The organism is Streptomyces sp. NPDC097640 (assembly GCF_040302705.1).
In the GTDB taxonomy this organism is placed as follows: domain Bacteria; phylum Actinomycetota; class Actinomycetes; order Streptomycetales; family Streptomycetaceae; genus Streptomyces.
In genome coordinates this window covers 317457-334797 of the sequence record NZ_JBEOSB010000002.1, presented here as the reverse complement: position 1 = coordinate 334797, position 17341 = coordinate 317457, and the positions used below count along the sequence as shown (strand labels likewise).

At 74.7% G+C, this 17341-nt stretch carries 7 protein-coding genes; 1 reads left to right on the top strand and 6 read right to left on the bottom strand.

The window, feature by feature from the left end; translation table 11 throughout:
* Positions 1-16: 16 nt before the first annotated feature.
* The 6 genes from ABTY62_RS03600 to ABTY62_RS03575 form a co-directional block, all read right to left on the bottom strand.
* Positions 17-1765 carry an acyl-CoA dehydrogenase family protein gene (locus ABTY62_RS03600; RefSeq protein ID WP_352127692.1) on the bottom strand — a complete coding sequence of 583 codons (1749 nt, stop codon included), beginning with the start codon at positions 1763-1765 and terminating at the stop codon, positions 17-19.
* A complete protein-coding gene (locus tag ABTY62_RS03595; protein ID WP_352127691.1) occupies positions 1762-3402 on the bottom strand; it encodes a cytochrome P450 in 1641 nt (546 codons plus the stop codon). Before ABTY62_RS03595 ends, ABTY62_RS03600 begins: the two co-directional genes overlap by 4 nt.
* Before the next feature lie 47 nt (positions 3403-3449).
* A complete protein-coding gene (locus tag ABTY62_RS03590) occupies positions 3450-4220 on the bottom strand; it encodes an SDR family NAD(P)-dependent oxidoreductase (protein ID WP_352127690.1) in 771 nt (256 codons plus the stop codon).
* 52 nt (positions 4221-4272) lie between these two features.
* Positions 4273-5352, bottom strand: coding sequence for a guanitoxin biosynthesis L-enduracididine beta-hydroxylase GntD (gntD, locus tag ABTY62_RS03585; RefSeq protein ID WP_352127689.1), 1080 nt, complete (start codon positions 5350-5352; stop codon positions 4273-4275).
* Positions 5353-5552: 200 nt separating this feature from the next.
* Positions 5553-12089, bottom strand: a complete 6537-nt coding sequence (locus ABTY62_RS03580; protein ID WP_352127688.1) for a non-ribosomal peptide synthetase — start codon at positions 12087-12089, stop codon at positions 5553-5555.
* Positions 12086-15367: a non-ribosomal peptide synthetase gene (locus ABTY62_RS03575; RefSeq protein ID WP_352127687.1), complete on the bottom strand. Its 3282-nt coding sequence runs from the start codon at positions 15365-15367 to the stop codon at positions 12086-12088. The genes ABTY62_RS03580 and ABTY62_RS03575 overlap by 4 nt, the downstream gene beginning before the upstream one ends.
* A 277-nt stretch (positions 15368-15644) precedes the next feature.
* Between ABTY62_RS03575 and ABTY62_RS03570 the strand changes: the two genes are divergently transcribed.
* Complete coding sequence (locus tag ABTY62_RS03570; protein ID WP_352127686.1) at positions 15645-17285, top strand: AMP-binding protein; 1641 nt, start codon at positions 15645-15647, stop codon at positions 17283-17285.
* Positions 17286-17341: the final 56 nt, after the last annotated feature.

Genomic DNA, 17341 nt, shown 5'->3' with positions numbered 1-17341 from the left:
GGGCCGGCCATCCCGCTCAGCCTGCCGCCGTTCCGGCGGCTGCCTTGACGGCCCGGAGGGAGAAGTACTCCGGGCCGTCGAGGCAGGCGAACATCAGCTCCTCCAGCCACGGCAGCAGCGCCTCGTCCGGCTCGGCCGTGGGGTCGAGCCGCCACAGCAGCCGTTGCAACACGAGGACCAGCCATCCGGTGCCCCCGGCCCGGGTCCGCTCCTCCGCGAAGGAGTAGAGCCAGGTGTACAGGCACGAGGCGGCCGCGTGGTGGACGCAGTGCTCGGCGGCCCGGTCCTGACCGTCCGTCGTCGTCGCGTCGAGCGACTCTGCGGCGATCCGCGTGTAGAAGGCCGCGCGGCGCGCCGACAGCGCGTCAAGAACCTTGACGAGCGCGTCGGCCTCGGGCGGCGAGAGCTCGCGCTCCGCGATCAGCCGGGCCTCGGCCGCGGCCGGGCCCCACCCCCGGGTGATCTCGTCCTCGGTGGCGTTGGTCAGCCGCAGCGCCCGGCCCGAGGGGCGCCACACCGGGGCCTCCTCGGACCAGTCGAAGAGCGGGCGCAGCACGGCCTCCTGGCCGGGGGCGGGACGGTCGGCCACCCGGGCCACGGCGGGCAGCTGCGAGGCGATGCCATGGAGGTTGACGTGTGTGGTGCCCTCGAAGACGCTCGCGATCGCGTGGTCGCGCTGGAGCTTCTGGAAGGCGCCCGAGGCCACCCCTTCGCGCAGATAGCCGCGTGCCCCCAGGACCCGGGCGGCCTCCTGCACGACCTCCTCGCCCAGCGTGGGCACCAGGTACTTGACCACGGACGACCACAGGCTGAGCCGCGACGGGGCGACCGACAGCGAGCGGGCCACCGGCAGCGTCACGCACTCGGCGATCAGCAGGTCGAGGTGTGAGCGCACCAGGTGCCGCCGGATGACGGGGATGCCGTAGATCTCCCGCCCGTACAGCACCCGCTCCCGCGCGTGGCGCAGCGCGATCCGCAGCACCGAGTCCATGGTGCCGAGCGACAGCGCGCCGATCGCCGTGCGGGTGATCTGGAGCACCTGAAGGATCTGGGCCAGGCCCCCGCCGGGGCGGCCGAGCAGCGCGCCGGCGGGCACCGCGGTCCGGCGGAAGGTGATCCCGCTGAGGTCGTGGCCGCGCAGGCCCACGGTCCGCACGACGGGGTGGTTGTCCCAGTCCCCGGCCGCCAGCCGTCTCTTGTCGACCAGCAGCAGGGACGGGCCGACGCCTTCGACGGCCGCGTAGACGGTGAGGAAACGGCCCCGGGTGGCGTTGCCGACGGGCCACTTCTCCCCGGTGAGGACATACCCGTCGCCGTCCGGCGCCGCGGTGGTCTCATTGGTGCCCAGGTCGCTGCCGTGGTCGGGCTCGGACACCGCGAAACAGGCGAGGTCCCCGTCGAGGAGGCCCCGCGCCACCCGGGCCCGCTGCTCCTCCTCGCCCCACAGCCACACCGGGTTGACGCCAAGGAGCGCCGAGCCGAACATCACCGAGACCGTCAGATTGCGGCGGGCGAGCGAACGGGTCAGCAGGACCAGCTGTTCCAGGTTGCGCAGCCGGCCGCCGAACTCCTCGGGCACCAGAAAGCCGCTGAACCCCCAGGACCGGACCAGCTCCACCGCCCCCGGGGGCAGCTCGCCCAGCTCCTCGTGCGCCACCGTCTCCGCGTGGCTGAACGGACCGCCCGGTGCCGCCGGGTCGCCGAGCACCCGCTCGAAGTCCGCGGCCAGCGCGTAGGAGGGGCGGTCGGACGCCTCGTCGGTCATGCCGTGGGGGCCGCGGGGGCGTCGGCGCCGTAGCGGGCGAAGAGGGCGGCGACCTCGTCGTCGGGGGGCAGTTGCGCCCGGCCGCTCGCCACCTCGGTGGAGACGAACTCGATCACGTCCCGGACGCGCTCCAGTTTCATGGTCTCCTCGGGGGTCAGCGTCCGGAGGCCGTACAGGTCCTCCAGGTTGTAGCCGAGTTCCGCGAGCACGAGGGAGTGGAAACCGAGGTCGCCGACCAGCCGGTGGTCGAGCTCGACCTGGTCGAGCTTGCGCGGGGCGACCAGGCGGACCATGCCGCACACCACGGGGGAGACCGCTTCGGCGCCGACGGCGGCGGGAGTGTGAGTCATGTTTCCGACGGTAAGCGCGGCCGAGGACGCCTCCCAGGCAACGGGCCCGGCAAGCACTCGGCAACTCGGCGTGAGGACGACCGGCAGAGCCGACATGCCGCTCAGGAAGTTGGAGTACACATACCGCGGCGGGCCCGCCGGCTCGGCCTTGGCGACGAGTTGCCGCAGGCTCTCCAGCAGGGCCGTCAGCTCGGCGCGGGCCAGGAACGCGCCGAGGCAGAAGTGCGAGCCATGGGCGAACGACAGGTGTTTGTTGGGGCTGCGGGACAGGTCGAAGTCGTCCGGCCGGTCGAAGACCCGCTCGTCGCGGTTGGCGGAGGCCAGCCAGGTGACCACGATGTCGCCCTCCTCGACGAACCGGTCGTCCAGGAGGACGTCCCGGGTCGCGGTCCGGCCGCTGTGCAGCGCCGGGGTGGTCCAGCGCAGCACCTCCTCGACGGCCGGGGCGATCTCGGCCCGGCCGCCGGACAGCGCCCGCCACTGGTCCTCGCGCTCCATCAGCGCGTGCAGCCCGCCGACCATCGCGAAGCGGGTCGTCTCGTGTCCGCCCATGATGATGCTGTAGCAGTTGAAGACGATCTCCTCGTGCGTCAGCGGCCTGCCGTCGATCTCCCGGGTCACCAGGAGGCTGACCACGTCGTCGTACGGTGTGGCGCGGCGCTGCGCGGCCAGTTCCGAGAAGTAGAGCAGCAGGCCGTTCCGGGACGCCCAGGTCGCTTCCTCGGTGGGCGCGCCGTCCGCGGAGGACAGCGCGCCGGAGGTGAGGTCGATGATGTGCCGCCGTTCGGAGGCCGGGACGCCGAGCAGATCGCAGATGGCGGCGAGCGGGATGTGCGCGGCCACATCGGCGGCGAAGTCCACCTCGCCCCGCTCCACCGCCTCCTCGACCAGCGCGTGGGTGCCACGCCGGACGCTGTCGACCACCACCTCCAGGGAGCGCGGCGAGAACGGCTTCAGCAGGGCGCTGCGGAGCGCCTGGTGCGGCCTGCCGTCGGTGACGGCGAGCATCTTCCCGGCCGCCGAGTCGCCGCCCGCCAGCAGGGTGTCGAGCACATTGCCGCGCTCGGAGGTGAAGGTCTCGCTGTCGTTGAGCACCGAGACGACATCGGCGTAGCGGCTCACCACCCAGAACCCCGGGCCGCGCGCGGTCTCGGGCTGCCAGTGGACGGGGGCCTCGGTGCGCAGCCGGCGCCACAGCGGCCCCAGGTCGTGGTGGGCGTGCAGCAGGGGGTCGGCGAGATCCAGCTGGTCGGGCGGTTGTGGGGCGGGAGCCCGGCGGGTGTCCATGGCGATGTCCTCGGCTCGGCGGCGGCGGGGGGCGGGTGAGGGTGTGCTCAGCCCAGCGGCTTGGTGGGGCCGGGGAAGAACGCGGTGGTCGCCCCGGCGGTCTCGGCACCGTCCACCACGAACTGCTGGCCCGAGACGAACGACGCCTGCGGGGAGGCCAGGAAGTGGAACACGTCCGCGATCTCCTCGGGGAGGGCGTGGCGGCGGGCCGGGATGCGCTCGTTGACCTCGTCGAGCATGGCGTCGGTGTACTCGGCGCGCTGCATGGGTGTCAGCACCGCGCCGGGCGCCACACAGGCGGTCCTGATCAGCGGGGCCAACTCGACGGCGAAGGTCTGGCACAGCGAGGCCACCCCCGCCTTGCTGGCGTTGTAGTCCGCGTAGAGCGGATAGCCGCGGGAGCCGTTGACCGAGGCCGTCGCGAGCAGCACGCCCTCGCCGCGGCGCAGCATGTGCGGGACGGCGTGGCGCCACAGGGCGAGGACGCCCATCAGGTTGACGTCCAGGGTGCGCCGCGCGTCGTCCTCGGTGAGGTCGAGGATGCCGTGCCGGACGCTGATGCCCGCGTTGGCGATGACGACGTCGAGGGCGCCGCGCTCGGCGTGCACCTGGTCGACGGCGGCGCGGACGCCCGACCAGTCGGCGACGTCCAGCTCGATCCAGCGGACTTGGCCGCCGCCGTCGCGGGGGCCGTCCGCAGTGCCCGGGGCGGGCGGCTGGATGTCGAGGTTGACCACATGGTCGCCGGAGCGGGCGAACCGCTCGGCGGTGGCGTGGCCGATGCCGCTGGACGCGCCGGACACGATGACGGTGCGCATGGGGTGTGGCTGCCTTTCCGTGGAGGGCCGCGGGGCGGTGCCAGGACCGGTTTCAGACGATGACACGGGGGTGTTCCAGGGCGTATCCGCTGAGGTTGCGCCGCAGGTTGCGGCTGACGGTGAGCTTCTTGAGCCAGCGGTCGGTCCCGTCGTACCGCGGAGTGAAGGGGCGGCGGCCGTGCACGGCGCGGTAGTTGTCCACGACCAGCAGCGAGCCGGGGCCCACCGGGATCTCCCGCTGCACCCGCCGCAGTTCGTCCATGAGCCGGTCGAGGGCGGCCGCGGCCCCGGTGTCCTCGGAGGCCACGCGCATGAAGGGCCGGTCGATGCGCAGATACGGGTTGAGCCGGTCGCCGAACAGCACGGCGGTGGGCACGGGCCGGTCCGCCATTTCACGCAGCCTGGCCAGCGCGGGGTGGCGGGGCGCGGAGGCCTCCAGCTGCCGGATGTGTTCGGTGTCCGGCAGGATGTGGAAGCGCTCCTCGGCGAGCACCGTGCGGTCGTGTTCGCTCAGCCGGACATCGCGCACGGACGCCACGACGGTCGGCACCAGGTCCGGGTTGCGCAGGCCCAGCAGCAGCAGATAGTCGCAGCGGTTGGGGTGGAAGCCGTCCTCGGTGTGGAACTCCAGCAGGCTCTCGCTACCGTAGCCGCTCTGGCGCCGCTCGTCGCCGCGGATGGGCAGGATGTTCTGGATGATGCGGCCCTCCTGGAGGGTCGCCCAGCCGAACGGGTCGCCCAGCGCCAGCCCGCACATCGCCAGCCACAGCTCCTGCTCCCTGGCCGCCTCGCCTTCGATGGCCTCGCGCCAGTGGCCGGGGGTGGGGCCGATCCGGGCGTCGTCCACCGGGAAGCCGTGCACCAGGCACGCGGCCGTGCTCTCGGTGCGGCGGTAGGAGAGCAGGAAGCCGCGCAGCCCCGCGGGCAGCAGTTCCTCGGCCGCGTGGCCGCCGTCGTAGAACTCCGGCCGGTCGGGCGCCCCGTGGGCGTGCGCGAGCCGCGCGGCGGCGGCCCGCAGCTCGGCCGCTTCCTCGGCGTCGAGGTGGTATTCGAGCGGGGTGTCCGGGCTGTCGGGGACCGGGTCGGCCGCCTCCTGGCGGAGGGCGGCAACGGCTGAATAGGTGCTTGTCATGTCGATGGTCCTCCACCGGGTCGTGACCGCTCGGGTCGTCCGTCGTTCGGTCCTGTGCGGCCCGCGCACCGCTGCCGGGCCGCGTGGTGGTGCCTCACGGGGCCGACCGAGCAGGGTCCCGGCCGTGTTGGCCCAGTGGTCGTGCGATCGTGGTGTCCGGCCACCGCCGAAAGGGGGCTCCCCCGGCGGTGGCCGGTGGCTCAGACCGGCTCCTGCCAGTCCTCGGCGAAGGCGTCGAGTTCGTGCTGGTCCAGGGTGACCAGCGGCTCGTCCGGATCGGCCGCGCCCGTGTCCGCGTCCGGGGCGAGTTCCTTCACCGCCTCGGCGAGCGCCGCCACGGTCTTGTGGGTGAACACATCGCGCGGCGCCATGTCCAGGCCGTCGGCGTGGGCCAGGGTGACCAGCTTGACGGAGCTGATCGAGTCGCCGCCGAGGTCGAAGAAGCTGTCGTCGATGCCGACCCGCTCCACCTGGAGGGCCTGTGCGAACAGCGCGCACAGCCGCTCCTCGCGGGCGGTGCGGGGGGCTCGGCCGGCGGGGGCGCCGGAGAAGTCGGGGGCGGGCAGGGCGCCCCGGTCGAGCTTGCCGCTGGGCGTGACCGGCAGCCGGTCGAGGACGACCACGGCCGCGGGCACCATGTGGTCGGGCAGGGCGGCCGCGACCCGCCGGCGCAGGGCCGCGGGGTCGGGCCGGGCGCCGGCGGCCGGGGCGGCGTACGCCACCAGGCGCCGGCCGGCCGCGTCCTCGTGGACGACCACGGCCGCCTGCGCGACCGACGGGTCGTCGGCCAGCACCGTCTCGATCTCGCCGGGCTCGATCCTGAAGCCGCGCACCTTGACCTGCTGGTCCGCCCGGCCCAGATACTCCAGCGCGCCGTCCGGCGTGCGGCGCGCCAGGTCGCCGGTGCGGTACATCCGCGACCCGGCGGGGCCGAACGGATCGGCCACGAAGCGCTCCGCGGTGAGCGGGGCCCGGCGCAGATAGCCCCGCGCCAGCCCCTCGCCCGCCAGATACAGCTCACCGGGCGCGCCCGCCGGCACCGGCCGCAGCGCGCCGTCCAGCAGATGGACGCGCGCGCCCGCGACCGGATCGCCGAGCGGCGGTCTGGTCCGGCCCGTCAGCGGGCGGCTCATCGTCGCCATGACGGTCGCCTCGGTCGGGCCGTAGGCGTTGACCATGCGGCGGCCGGACGACCAGCGTTCGACCAGCTCGGGCGGGCACGCCTCGCCGCCCACGACCAGGGTGACCTCGGGCGGCAGTGCGCCCTCGGGCAGCACGGCCAGCGAGGACGGCGGCAGCAGCAGTGCGGTCACGCCGTGCCGGGCCACGGTGGCCGCCAGGGCCTGTCCCGGCAGCAGTGCGTCGGCGGGCGCGACGACCGCGCTCGCCCCGGTCAGCAGGGCGGTGGCGAGCTCCCACACGGAGGCGTCGAAGCTCGGCGAGGCGAACAGCAGCACCCGCTCGTCCGTGCGCAGCGCCAGGCCCGTGCGCTGCTGGGCGACCAGGGCGGCGATGCCGTGGTGGGGCACCAGCACGCCCTTGGGGCGGCCGGTGGACCCGGAGGTGTAGATGAGGTACGCGGTGTTGTCGGGCCGCAGCGGCGCCACCCGGTCGGCGTCGGTCAGGTTCGCCTCCGACAAGCCGTCGGTCAGCGCGTCGGCCCGCTCGACGGCCCGCGCGTCGGCCGGATCGTCGGGCCCGTCCAGGCACAGGGTCCGGCCGGCACCCGCCTCGGCCACCAGGCCGGCCGCGTCGGCGGTGGTCAGCACGAGGGCGGGCCCGGCGTCTTGGACGACCTGGCGCAGCCGCTCCAGCGGGTATCCGAGGTCCAGCGGAAGATAGGCGGCGCCGGCCTTGAGGACGGCCAGGACGGCGAGGAGCGAGCGGGCCGACTTGGGGATCGCGACCGCCACCACGTCCTCGGGGCCGACACCGCGGGCCACCAGCGCCCGGGCCAGCCGGTTGGCCCGCGCGTTGAGGTCGGCGTAGCCGATGGCCAGCGGCCCGTCGTACACCGCGACGGCCTCGGGCCGCGCCCGTACCCGCTCCTCGAAGAGCTCGGGGAAGGTGGCCGGGGCGGCCGTGTGCGAGGGGCCGTCGGCCGTGGCGCGGAACAGCTTGTGCTCCTGCGCCGTGAGCAGGTCGATCCGGCCCAGCGGCGCCGCCGGGTCGGCGACGAAGCCGTCGAGGACCTTGCTCACCCGGGTGAGGAGGGCCTGGCTCGCCTCTGCGGTGAAGAGGTCGGCGCGGTAGCTGAGTTCGAGGCTCAGCCGCTCGCCCGGCACCACGACCAGGCTGAGCGGATAGTGGGTGGCGCCGGGCACGGGCCGGTCGTCGACGGAGATCCGCAGGCCGGGGACGTGCTTCTGCACAGCTTCGCCATCAACGGGGGTGTTCTCGAACCCGACGACGGTGTCGAAGAGTTCGCCGAGGCCCAGAGCCCGCTGTAGTTCGGCGAGGCCCAGGTGCTGGTACGGGCCCAGCTCGGCCTGTTGGCGCTGGAGGTCGGCCAGGATCCGGACGAGCGGGCGCGCCGGATCGAGCCGCACCCGCACCGCCACGGTGTTCATGAGCAGGCCGACGATGTCCTCGGAGCCCGGCAGCTCCGGCGGGCGCCCGGCGCAGGTGGCGCCGAACACGATGTCGTCGCGGCCCAGCAGCTGGCCCAGCGCCGCCGCCCAGGCGCCCTGGATCACGGTGTTGAGGGTCAGGCCGGCGGCGCGTGCCGCGGTGGACAGCGCGGTGGTCCGCTCGGGGTCGAGGAGTTCGGTCGCCAGGTGGGGCACGGTCGCGGCGGCGGCCTCGGCGTCGGGGGCGACGAGGGTGGGCTCGTCCAGTCCGGCCAGCGCCTCGGTCCAGGCCCGCACCGCCCGTTCCCCGTCCTGGCCGTCGAGCCAGCGCAGATAGTCGGCGAACTGCACCGGCACCGGGCCACCCGCCTCGCCACCGCTCGCGTAGAGGGCGAACAGGTCGCGGAAGAACAGCGGCAGCGACCAGCCGTCCAGCAGCCCGTGGTGGTAGGACACCAGCAGCAGATGGTCGTCGGCGGCGAGCCGGACCAGGGTGACCCGCAGCAGCGGCGGCTTCGCGAGGTCGAAGCGCCGGAGCCGGTCCTCGTCGATCAGCTCGGCGAGGCGGTGGCGGCGCTCGTCCTCGCCGAGGGCCGAGAGGTCGGCCTCCCGCCACCCCACGCTCACCTCCTCGTGCACCGCCTGGACCAGACGGCCCGAGCTCAGGAGGGTGAAGGAGACCCGCAGGGCGCCGTGGCGGGCGACCAGCGCCCCGACGGCCTCGCGCAGCGCGGCGGGCGAGAGCGGGCCCTCGAGCCGTACGGGCGCCTGGGCGGTGTAGACGTCGACGCCATCGGCGGCCAGCAGGGCGTGGAAGTGCATGCCCTGCTGGAGGGGGGTCAGCGGCAGCACATCGGCGATCCGCCGGCCGCCCTCGGCCAGCTCCGCCCGCTCGGCGTCGCTGAGCGGGACCAGCGGCCCCGCGGGTGCGGTGTTCCGGCCCCGCGACTCGCCGCGCGGGCCGGTGTCCCGGGCCACCTCGGCGAGCCCGGCGATGGTCGGGTGGAGGAAGATGTCCTTGGTGCTGACGACCAGTTGGGCCCGGTGGGCGCGGGCCGCGAGCTGCATGGCGACGATCGAGTCGCCGCCGAGGTCGAAGAAGCTGTCGTCCACCCCGATTTGGGGGCGGCCGAGCACCTCGCGGAACACCTCGTGCAGCACCCGCTCCCGCTCGGAGGAGGGCGCCCGGTACGCGTTCGCGGCCTCGAAACTCGGCGCGGGCAGCGCCGCCCGGTCCACCTTGCCGTTCGGCGTGAGCGGCACCGCGTCGACCACCATGACGACCGCCGGGACCATGTACGCGGGCAGTCGGCGCGCCGTGAACTCGCGCAGCGCGGCCGGGTCGGGGCGGGCGCCGGGCGCGGGGCGTATGTACCCCACGACGCGCCGCGCGCCCGACGGGTCGGCGGACACCGCGGCCACCGCCTGCGCCACCGAGGGCGCCGCCGCCAGCGCGGCCTCGATCTCGCCCGGTTCGATGCGGTGGCCGCGTATCTTGACCTGGGAGTCCGCGCGCCCGCGGTACTCCACGACCCCGTCCGGACGGCGGCGTCCGAGGTCGCCGGTGCGATACATGCGGGCGCCCGCGGGGCCGAACACATCGGCCACGAAGCGCTCCGCGGTCAGGTCCGGGCGGCCCAGGTAGCCGCGGGCGACCCCGTCGCCCGCGATGTACAGCTCGCCGACCACCCCGTCCGGCACCGGACGCAGAAATCCGTCCAGCACATAGACCCGGGCGTTGTCGGCGGGCCGGCCGATGGCGGGCCCGCAGTCGCAGTCGCCGTCGCCATCGCCGTCGCCGTGCCAGAGCATCGCGTCGACCGTGCACTCGGCGGGGCCGTAGAGGTTGTACACCGACAGGCCGGGCACGCCGCGCAGTTCGGTCCACAGGTCGTCGCCGACCTCCTCGCCGCCGAGCGCCAGCACGCCGATCCGGTGCCGCTCCCCCGACGCCTCGAACATGCCCGCGGCCAGCATCTGGCGGGCGACGGACGGCGTGGTGTCGAGCACGTCGACCGCCGCCGCCATCGCGTGGTCGACCAGGGCCAGGGCGTCCCTGCGCACGGTGTCGTCGACGATGTGCAGCGCGTTCCCGGCGACCATCCACAGGAGCTGGCTGAACGAGGCGTCGAAGCCGAGCGAGTTGGTGAGCGCCGCCCGCAGCGGCCGGCCGCCCGCCCGGGCGCGCTCCGGTTCGAAGAAGTTCGCCCGGTGGCTGTGGAACATGTTGGCCAGGTTGCGGTGTTCGACGGCGACCCCCTTGGGGCGGCCGGTGGAGCCGGAGGTGTAGATCACATACGCCAGGTGGCCGGGCAGCGGCGGGCCGGGGCCTTCTCCGGCGCCCGGGTCCGTGGCCTCGTCGAGCGGTTCCGCCTCGTCGACCCGGAGCACGGGCACCCCTTCGGGCACCGTGTGCGCGGTGGCGGCGGTGGCCAGGACGAGGGCCGGTGCGGCCTCCGCGCAGATGGCCGTAATCCGTTCCAGCGGGTGCTCGGTGTCGAGGGGCAGATAGCCGGCGCCCGACTTCCAGACCGCCCAGATCGCCGTCACCGCGGCCGCGGTACGGGGCAGGGCGACGCCGACGAGCCGGTCCGGGCCCGCGCCGTGGGCGACCAGCAGCCGGGCCAGCCGGTCGGCGTCGGCGTCGAGCCGCTCGAAGGTCAGGGTGGTGGCGCCGTCGGTGACGGCCACCGCGTCGGGTGTCGCGCGCACCTGCTCCTCGAACAGCTCGGGCAGCGTCCGGTCGGGGTGCGCCACGCTCCGGCCGCTCGACGCCCGCAGGACGGTCCGCCGCTCGGCGTCGGAGCACAGCGGCAGCCGCCCGGCGGGCAGCTCGGGCCGGTCGGCGATGTCCCGCATCAGGGCGCACAGCCGGCGCAGCACCTCGGCCGCCGCCTCGCCGGTGCAGACGTCGTCGCGGTAGTTGAGTTCGAAGCGGAGCCGGGCGCCGGGGTGGACGGCCAGGCTCAGCGGGTAGTGGGTGCCCTCGAACGCGTCCTCGACGGCGTCCCGCAGCAGGGTCACCGCGAGCCCCTCGACCGAGGAGCCCTGGACGGCCTGTTCGACGGGGACGTTCTCGAAGGCGACGGTGGTGTCGAAGAGCTCGGTGGCGCCGACGGCTCGGTGAATGTCGGCGAGGCCCAGATACTCGTGCGCGGTCAGGGCCGCCTGCTCGCGCTGGATGCGGGCCAGCAGGTCCGCCACGGGCTCGGCCGGGTCCACCCGCACCCGGGCGGGCACCGTGTTCATCATCAGCCCCACCATGCGCTCGCTGCCCGGGAGCTGGGGCGGGCGCCCGGCGACGGTGTTGCCGTAGACGACGTCCCGCCGTCCGGTGAGCAGTGTCAGCAGCAGCGCCCAGGCGCCCTGGACCACGGTGTTGGTGGTGAGCTCCCGCGACCGGGCGGCGGCGGTGAGCCGTGCCGTCTCGGCTTCGGTCAGCTCGGCGACGACGCGCTGCTGGCCGCGGTCGGAGGTGCCGGTGCCCGACCCGCCCGCCACCAGCGTCGCGCCGTCGAGCCCGGCCAGCGCGCTCCGCCAGGCGCGCTCGGCCTCGGCGTGGTCCTGTGCGGAGAGCCAGCCGAGGTATTCGCCGAACGAGGGGGCGGGCTCCAGCCGTTCGGCGGTGCCGCCGTCCCGGTAGATGCGGAACAGGTCGGCGAGGACCAGGGGCAGCGACCAGCCGTCCAGCAGGATGTGGTGGTTGGTGAGCACGAGGACGTGCCGCTCGGGCGCCAGCCGCACCAGGGTGAACCGCAGCAGCGGCGGCCTGGTCATCTCGAACCGCCGGGAGCGGTCCTCGGCCAGCAGCCGGGCGAGCCGCGCCCGGACCTCGTCGGGGTCGCGGCCGGAGAGGTCGGCCTCCTCCCACGGCGGCTCGACCGCGCGGGCGACGGCCTGGACGGCCTCGCCCGAGCGCCGCCGCAGAAACCCGGCGCGCAGGCTCGCGTGGCGGGCCGGCAGGGCGAGGCAGGAGCGGCGCAGCACCTCGGTGTCGAGCGGGCCGGTCAGTTCCAGGGGGGTCTGCACGGTGTAGAAATCGACAGGGCCGCCGGGACCGCCGGGGCCTCCGCCTTCGGTGTCCCCCTCGTCGAAGAGGGCGTGGAAGAGGATGCCCTGCTGCAACGGCGAGAGTGGCAGCACCGTTTCCAGGGATGTCTGTTTCACCGTGTTGTCTCCCACTGGGCTTCGAGCTCGTCGAGTTCCTCCGCGTCGAGTTCCTCGGCGTCGATGCGCACCAAACTCTCGGCGTTCCCGGGTGTCGCGGCCTCCGGCCCGGTGTCCTGGGCCACTTCGGCGAGCTGGGCGATGGTCTTGTGGCGGAAGATGTCGTTGCTGGTGACGGCGAGGCCCGCCGCGTGGGCGCGGGCCGCGAGCCGCATGGCGACGACCGAGTCGCCGCCGAGGTCGAAGAAGCTGTCGTCCACGCCGATCCGGGGACGGCCGAGCACCTCGCAGAACACCTCCTGGAGCACCCGCTCCCGCTCGGAGGACGGCGCCCGGTACTCGTTCGCGGCCTCGAAACTCGGCGCGGGCAGCGCCGCCCGGTCCACCTTGCCGCTCGGTGTGAGCGGCACCGCGTCCACCACCACGACCACCGCCGGGACCATGTACGCGGGCAGCCGCCCCGCCATGAACTCGCGCAGCGCGGCCGCGTCGAGCCGGGTGGGCGCGGCCGGGTCGGTGTCCGCCGCGGCGACGGCGTAGCCGACCAGGTGTCTGATCCCCGGCCGGTCCTCGCGGACGGCCGCGACGGCCACGCCGACACCGGGCGCCCGGGCGAGGACGGCCTCGACCTCGCCCAGTTCGATGCGGTGGCCGCGCAGCTTGACCTGGCCGTCGGCGCGGCCCAGATACGTCAGCCCGCCCTCCGCCGTCCACCGGGCCAGGTCGCCCGTCCGGTACATCCGGGCGCCGGGCGCGCCGAACGGGTCGGCGACGAACCGCTCCGCGGTGACCCGGGGGCGGCCGAGGTAGCCGCGGGCGAGCCCGTCGCCGCTCAGATACACCTCGCCCGCCACCCCGGGCGGCACCGGCCGCAGCGCGGAGTCGAGCACCCGGAGCCGGCCGCCGGGGACCGAGTGGCCCATGGGCGGGACGGTCCGGCCGGACAGCGGCCCGGTCTGGGTGGCGATGACCGTCGCCTCGGTGGGGCCGTAGGCGTTGACCATGTGCCGCCCCGGGGACCAGCGGGCGACGAGTTCGGGCGGGCACGCCTCGGCGCCGACGACCAGATTGACGCCCTGGGGCAGGCTGTCGGGTGGCATGGCGGAGAGCGCGGAGGGGGCGAGCAGCAGGCAGTCGACCCCCAGTTCGGCCACGAGGCCGGCCAGCGGTGGCCCGGGCACCAGCCGTTCGGACGGGGCGACCACCGCGGCGGCGCCGGTGAGCAGCGCCACGCACAGCTCCCACACCGAGGCGTCGAAGCTCGGCGAAGCGAACTGGAGCACCCGGGTGTCCGGGGTCAGCCGGAGCAGGTCCTTCTGGTGTCGCAGCAGGGCGGCCAGGCCCGTGTGGGTGACGACGACGCCCTTGGGGCGGCCGGTCGAGCCGGAGGTGTAGATGACATACGCCGGGTGTTCCGGCCGCAGCGGCGCCCGGCGGTCGCGGTCACCGAGGTCGGTGTCGGTGTCGGTGGGCGCGTCGGCGTCGTCCAGATCCAAACCCAGATCCAGACCCAGATCCGGATCCAGATACAGCCGGGGCACGCCCGGGGCCCGCGTACCGTCGTCGGCCGCGCGGGTGGTCAGCAGGAGCAGCGGCTCGGTGTCATCGAGCATGGCGGCCACCCGCGCCCGCGGATAGTCGAGGTCGACCGGGAGATACGCGGCGCCCGCCTTCATGACGGCGATCACGGCCGTCAGCGCGGCGATCCCGCGCGGCAGGGCGACGGCCACCAGGCGCTCGGGCCCGGCACCCCGCTCGACCAGGGCCTTGGCGACACGGTTGGCGCGGGAGTTCAGCCCGGCGTAGTCGAGCGAACCCGCGGCGGAGATGACCGCGGGGGCGTGCGGGGTGCGGCGGACCTGCTCCTCGAACAGGTCCGGGAAGGTCCGCGGCGCGATGTGCCGCGCCGGCCTTGGGGGTCGGCCGACGGCGAGCGCCCGGCCGCGCTCGGCCGCCGTCAGAACGTCCGCCCGGGCGAGCGGGAGGTCCGGCGGGGCGGCCAGGAACCGGGGCAGGAACTCGCCGAACCTGGCCTGGTGCGCGGCCAGTTCGGCGGCGGTGTAGCGGTCGGGGTTCGCCTCGAACTCCACGCGCGCGCCCCGGCCGTCGGGTCCGGGGTGGCAGGTGATGTTGAGATCGGTGACCGGGCCGCCGGACAGCGCGGTCAGGCGCGCCTCCAGTCCGGTGAACGCGGTCTCGGAGCCCGACGGAACGATGTTCACCAGCACGCCGAACAGCTGCTCGTCGGTGCCGAGGAGGCGCAGGTCGCGGCGGAGTTCGTCGTACGGGTAGCGCTGGTGCGTGAGGAGTTCACCGAGCCGCCGCGCGACCTGCCGGACCAGCGCCGCCCGGCCCCCCGCCGGGCTGACGGCGAGCCGCAGCGGAAGGGTGTTGGACAGCATGCCGGGCACGTTGCGCGACCGGGCGCCGACGCGCGCGGTGACCGGGACGCCGATGGTGAGGTCCACGGCCCCGGTCATGCCCTGGAGATAGGCGGCGACCGCCGCCAGCATCGGCACCGTCCACGGGGCGCGGGCGTCCCGCCCGGCGTCCCGCAGCGCCCGCAGCTCGTCCGGGGACAGGGCCGTGGTCGCCGAGAACGCGCGCCCGGCGGCGCCCGTCGGCACCCCCGGGGCGAGCGAGACGGTCTCGGGCCGGTCCGCGAAGGTCCCCGTCCAGTACTCCCGGTCCGTGGCGTGGTCCTGGGACGCGCCGTACTCCGCCTCCTCGGCCAGGAGGTCCCGCAGCCGGCCCAGCGGCTCGCCGGCCGGCTCCGTCCCGGCGGCCAGGGCCTCGTAGACGGCGGCGATCCTGCGCGAGTGCAGCACCGAGCCGAAGGCGTCGGACAGGATGTGGTGGCTGCGCTGGTACCACAGATGGTGGTCGGCGCCGATCCGCATGAGCACATGCCCGGACAGCGCGTCCTCGAACAGGTCGCGCGGGGTGGCGCGGTCGCGGTCGACCAGCGCCCGGGCCGTCGCGAGGGGATCCGGCTCCCCGCCGAGGTCGAGCTGCCGCCATGTCGAGCGGCCGGGCGCGGCCGGCCGCTGGTACAGGCCGTCCGGCCGCTCCACCAGCTCGACGTCCCAGCTGCCGCTCTCCCCCTCCGCGCGGCGGATCGCCCGCCGCAGGAGCTCCCCGTCCACCGGTCCCCGAAGCTCCATGACGGCCACCGTGTTGTAGGCCGGGTTGTCGGGCTGGAGGCGCTGCGCGTGGAACACGCCCCGCTGGGCGGCCGTGAGCGGAAGCAGGCCGGGCTCGGTGTCGCGTGAAGTCATCGGGTTCGTAACCGCTCTCTCCTGCGCTCCGGCGGACCGCTCCGACGGACAAGGGCTCGAATCTCGGTCGAATGCTGCACCGGCCGCGCGGCCACTCACCAGGCAATCGACCGGCAATCGCGGTTGCTGGTCGAAATGCCGCCCGGCCGCGGGCGAGTTACCGGCCCCTTGCCTGGCGACCCGCGGGGCCCCGTGGCGAAGCTGTGCGGCAGCCGGGCACGGGGTCCGATCGGCCCCGGGACGTACCCGGCGTGGCCACTTGGAAAGGACGGGGACGTTGGGAAACCCGGACCGAGGCCTGCTCGACTGGCTGGACGAGGCGTCCGCCGAGCGTGGCCTGTACTACGCGAACCACGAGGACGGCTGGGACTTCTGGTCCTACCGCGACCTGGGCCGGCTGGTGCTCACCACGGCCGCCGCACTGCGGGCGGACGGCGTCCGGCCGGGCGATGTGGTGGCGCTGGTGCAGCGCTCCAGCCCGGGCTTCGTCGCCACGTTCTTCGGCGCCCTGGCCGCCGGCGCGACACCGTGCTCCATCGCCCCGCCGTTCGCCTATCAGCGGGCCGACGAGTACGAGAGGCACGCCGCCCAGCTGCTGGAGACCGTGCGCCCCGCCGCCGTCGTCTGCGACGACGAGTCGCTGGAGCGCATCCGCAAGGTCGCCGCCGAAGTGGGCCTCGGCGAGCCGGTGGTCTTCGACCGGCTCGTCGCGGACGCCGAGCCGCTGGAGCGGCCGCTGCCGCTCCCGAAGACGGCTCTGCTCCAGTTCACCTCGGGGTCGAGCGGCTTCTCGCGCGGGGTGCGGATCTCCGCCGAGGCCCTGCGGACCAACATCGGCGGGATGGGCGTCTGGCTGGGCTGCTCCCCTGAGTACCCCGCCGCCAGCTGGCTGCCGGTCCACCACGACATGGGCCTCGTCGGCTTTCTGCTGAACGTCGTCGTCACCGGATTCGACGGGTGGATGCTCCAGCCGGACGACTTCATCCGCTCGCCGCTGCGGTATCTGCGCTGCCTCAGCGACCGGCGCATCGTCCTGACGGCCATGCCCAACTTCGGCCTGTCGTACATCCTGCGCCGGGTGCGCCCCGCCGATCTGGAGGGGCTGCGGTTCGACGCCCTGCGGGCCGTGATCATCGGCGCGGAGCGGGTCGACCCGCGGGTGCTGCGCGACTTCCACGCGCTGCTGGGGCCGTACGGCCTCGACCGCGGGGCGCTGGTCCCCGCGTACGGAAGCGCGGAGGCGACCCTGGCGGTGACCGGTCTGCCCCCGGGCGAGGGCTGGACGACGGGACACCCCGGCAACGCTGACGACGGCGACGCCGCGTCCCTGGCCGGGACGGCGGTGGTCGGCTGCGGGCGTCCGCTGCCGGACCGGACGGTGACCGTCGTGTCCGAGGACGGCGCCGAACTCCCGGACGGGCAGGTCGGCGAGATCGTCGTCAGCGGGGTGTCGATCGCCGACGGCTATCTCGGCGACGCCGGTTCCGCCTCCGGCACCAGCCTCGGCGGCCAGGGGCTGTGGACCGGCGATGCGGGGTTCCTGCGCGACGGACAGCTGTTCGTGATCGGCCGGCTGGGCGACGGGCTCAAGGTCAGCGGGAAGATGGTCTTCGCGGAGAGCCTGGAGACCCTGCTGCACCAGCGGGGTGTGCCCGAGCGCCGGGTCGCCGTCCTCCTCGGGGTCCGCGACGGCACGCCCACGGGGGCGGCCGTGTTCGCCGGGGTCCGGCCCGAGTGGCGGCGGATCGCCCACGAGGTGCTGTCCGCGTGGCTCGGCGACGCGGAGCTGCTGTCCGTCGAGGTGCCCCAGGGCGGCATCGCGGTCACCTCCAGCGGAAAACCGCGGCGCCGCGTCATCTGGCAGGCGCTGTGCGCCGGCGTGCACGACGCGCAGACCCGGCCGTTGACCGCGGACTGACCCCGCGCGAACGCCCCGCTGCCCGGCGCACGGTGTGCGCCGGGCAGCGGGGCGTT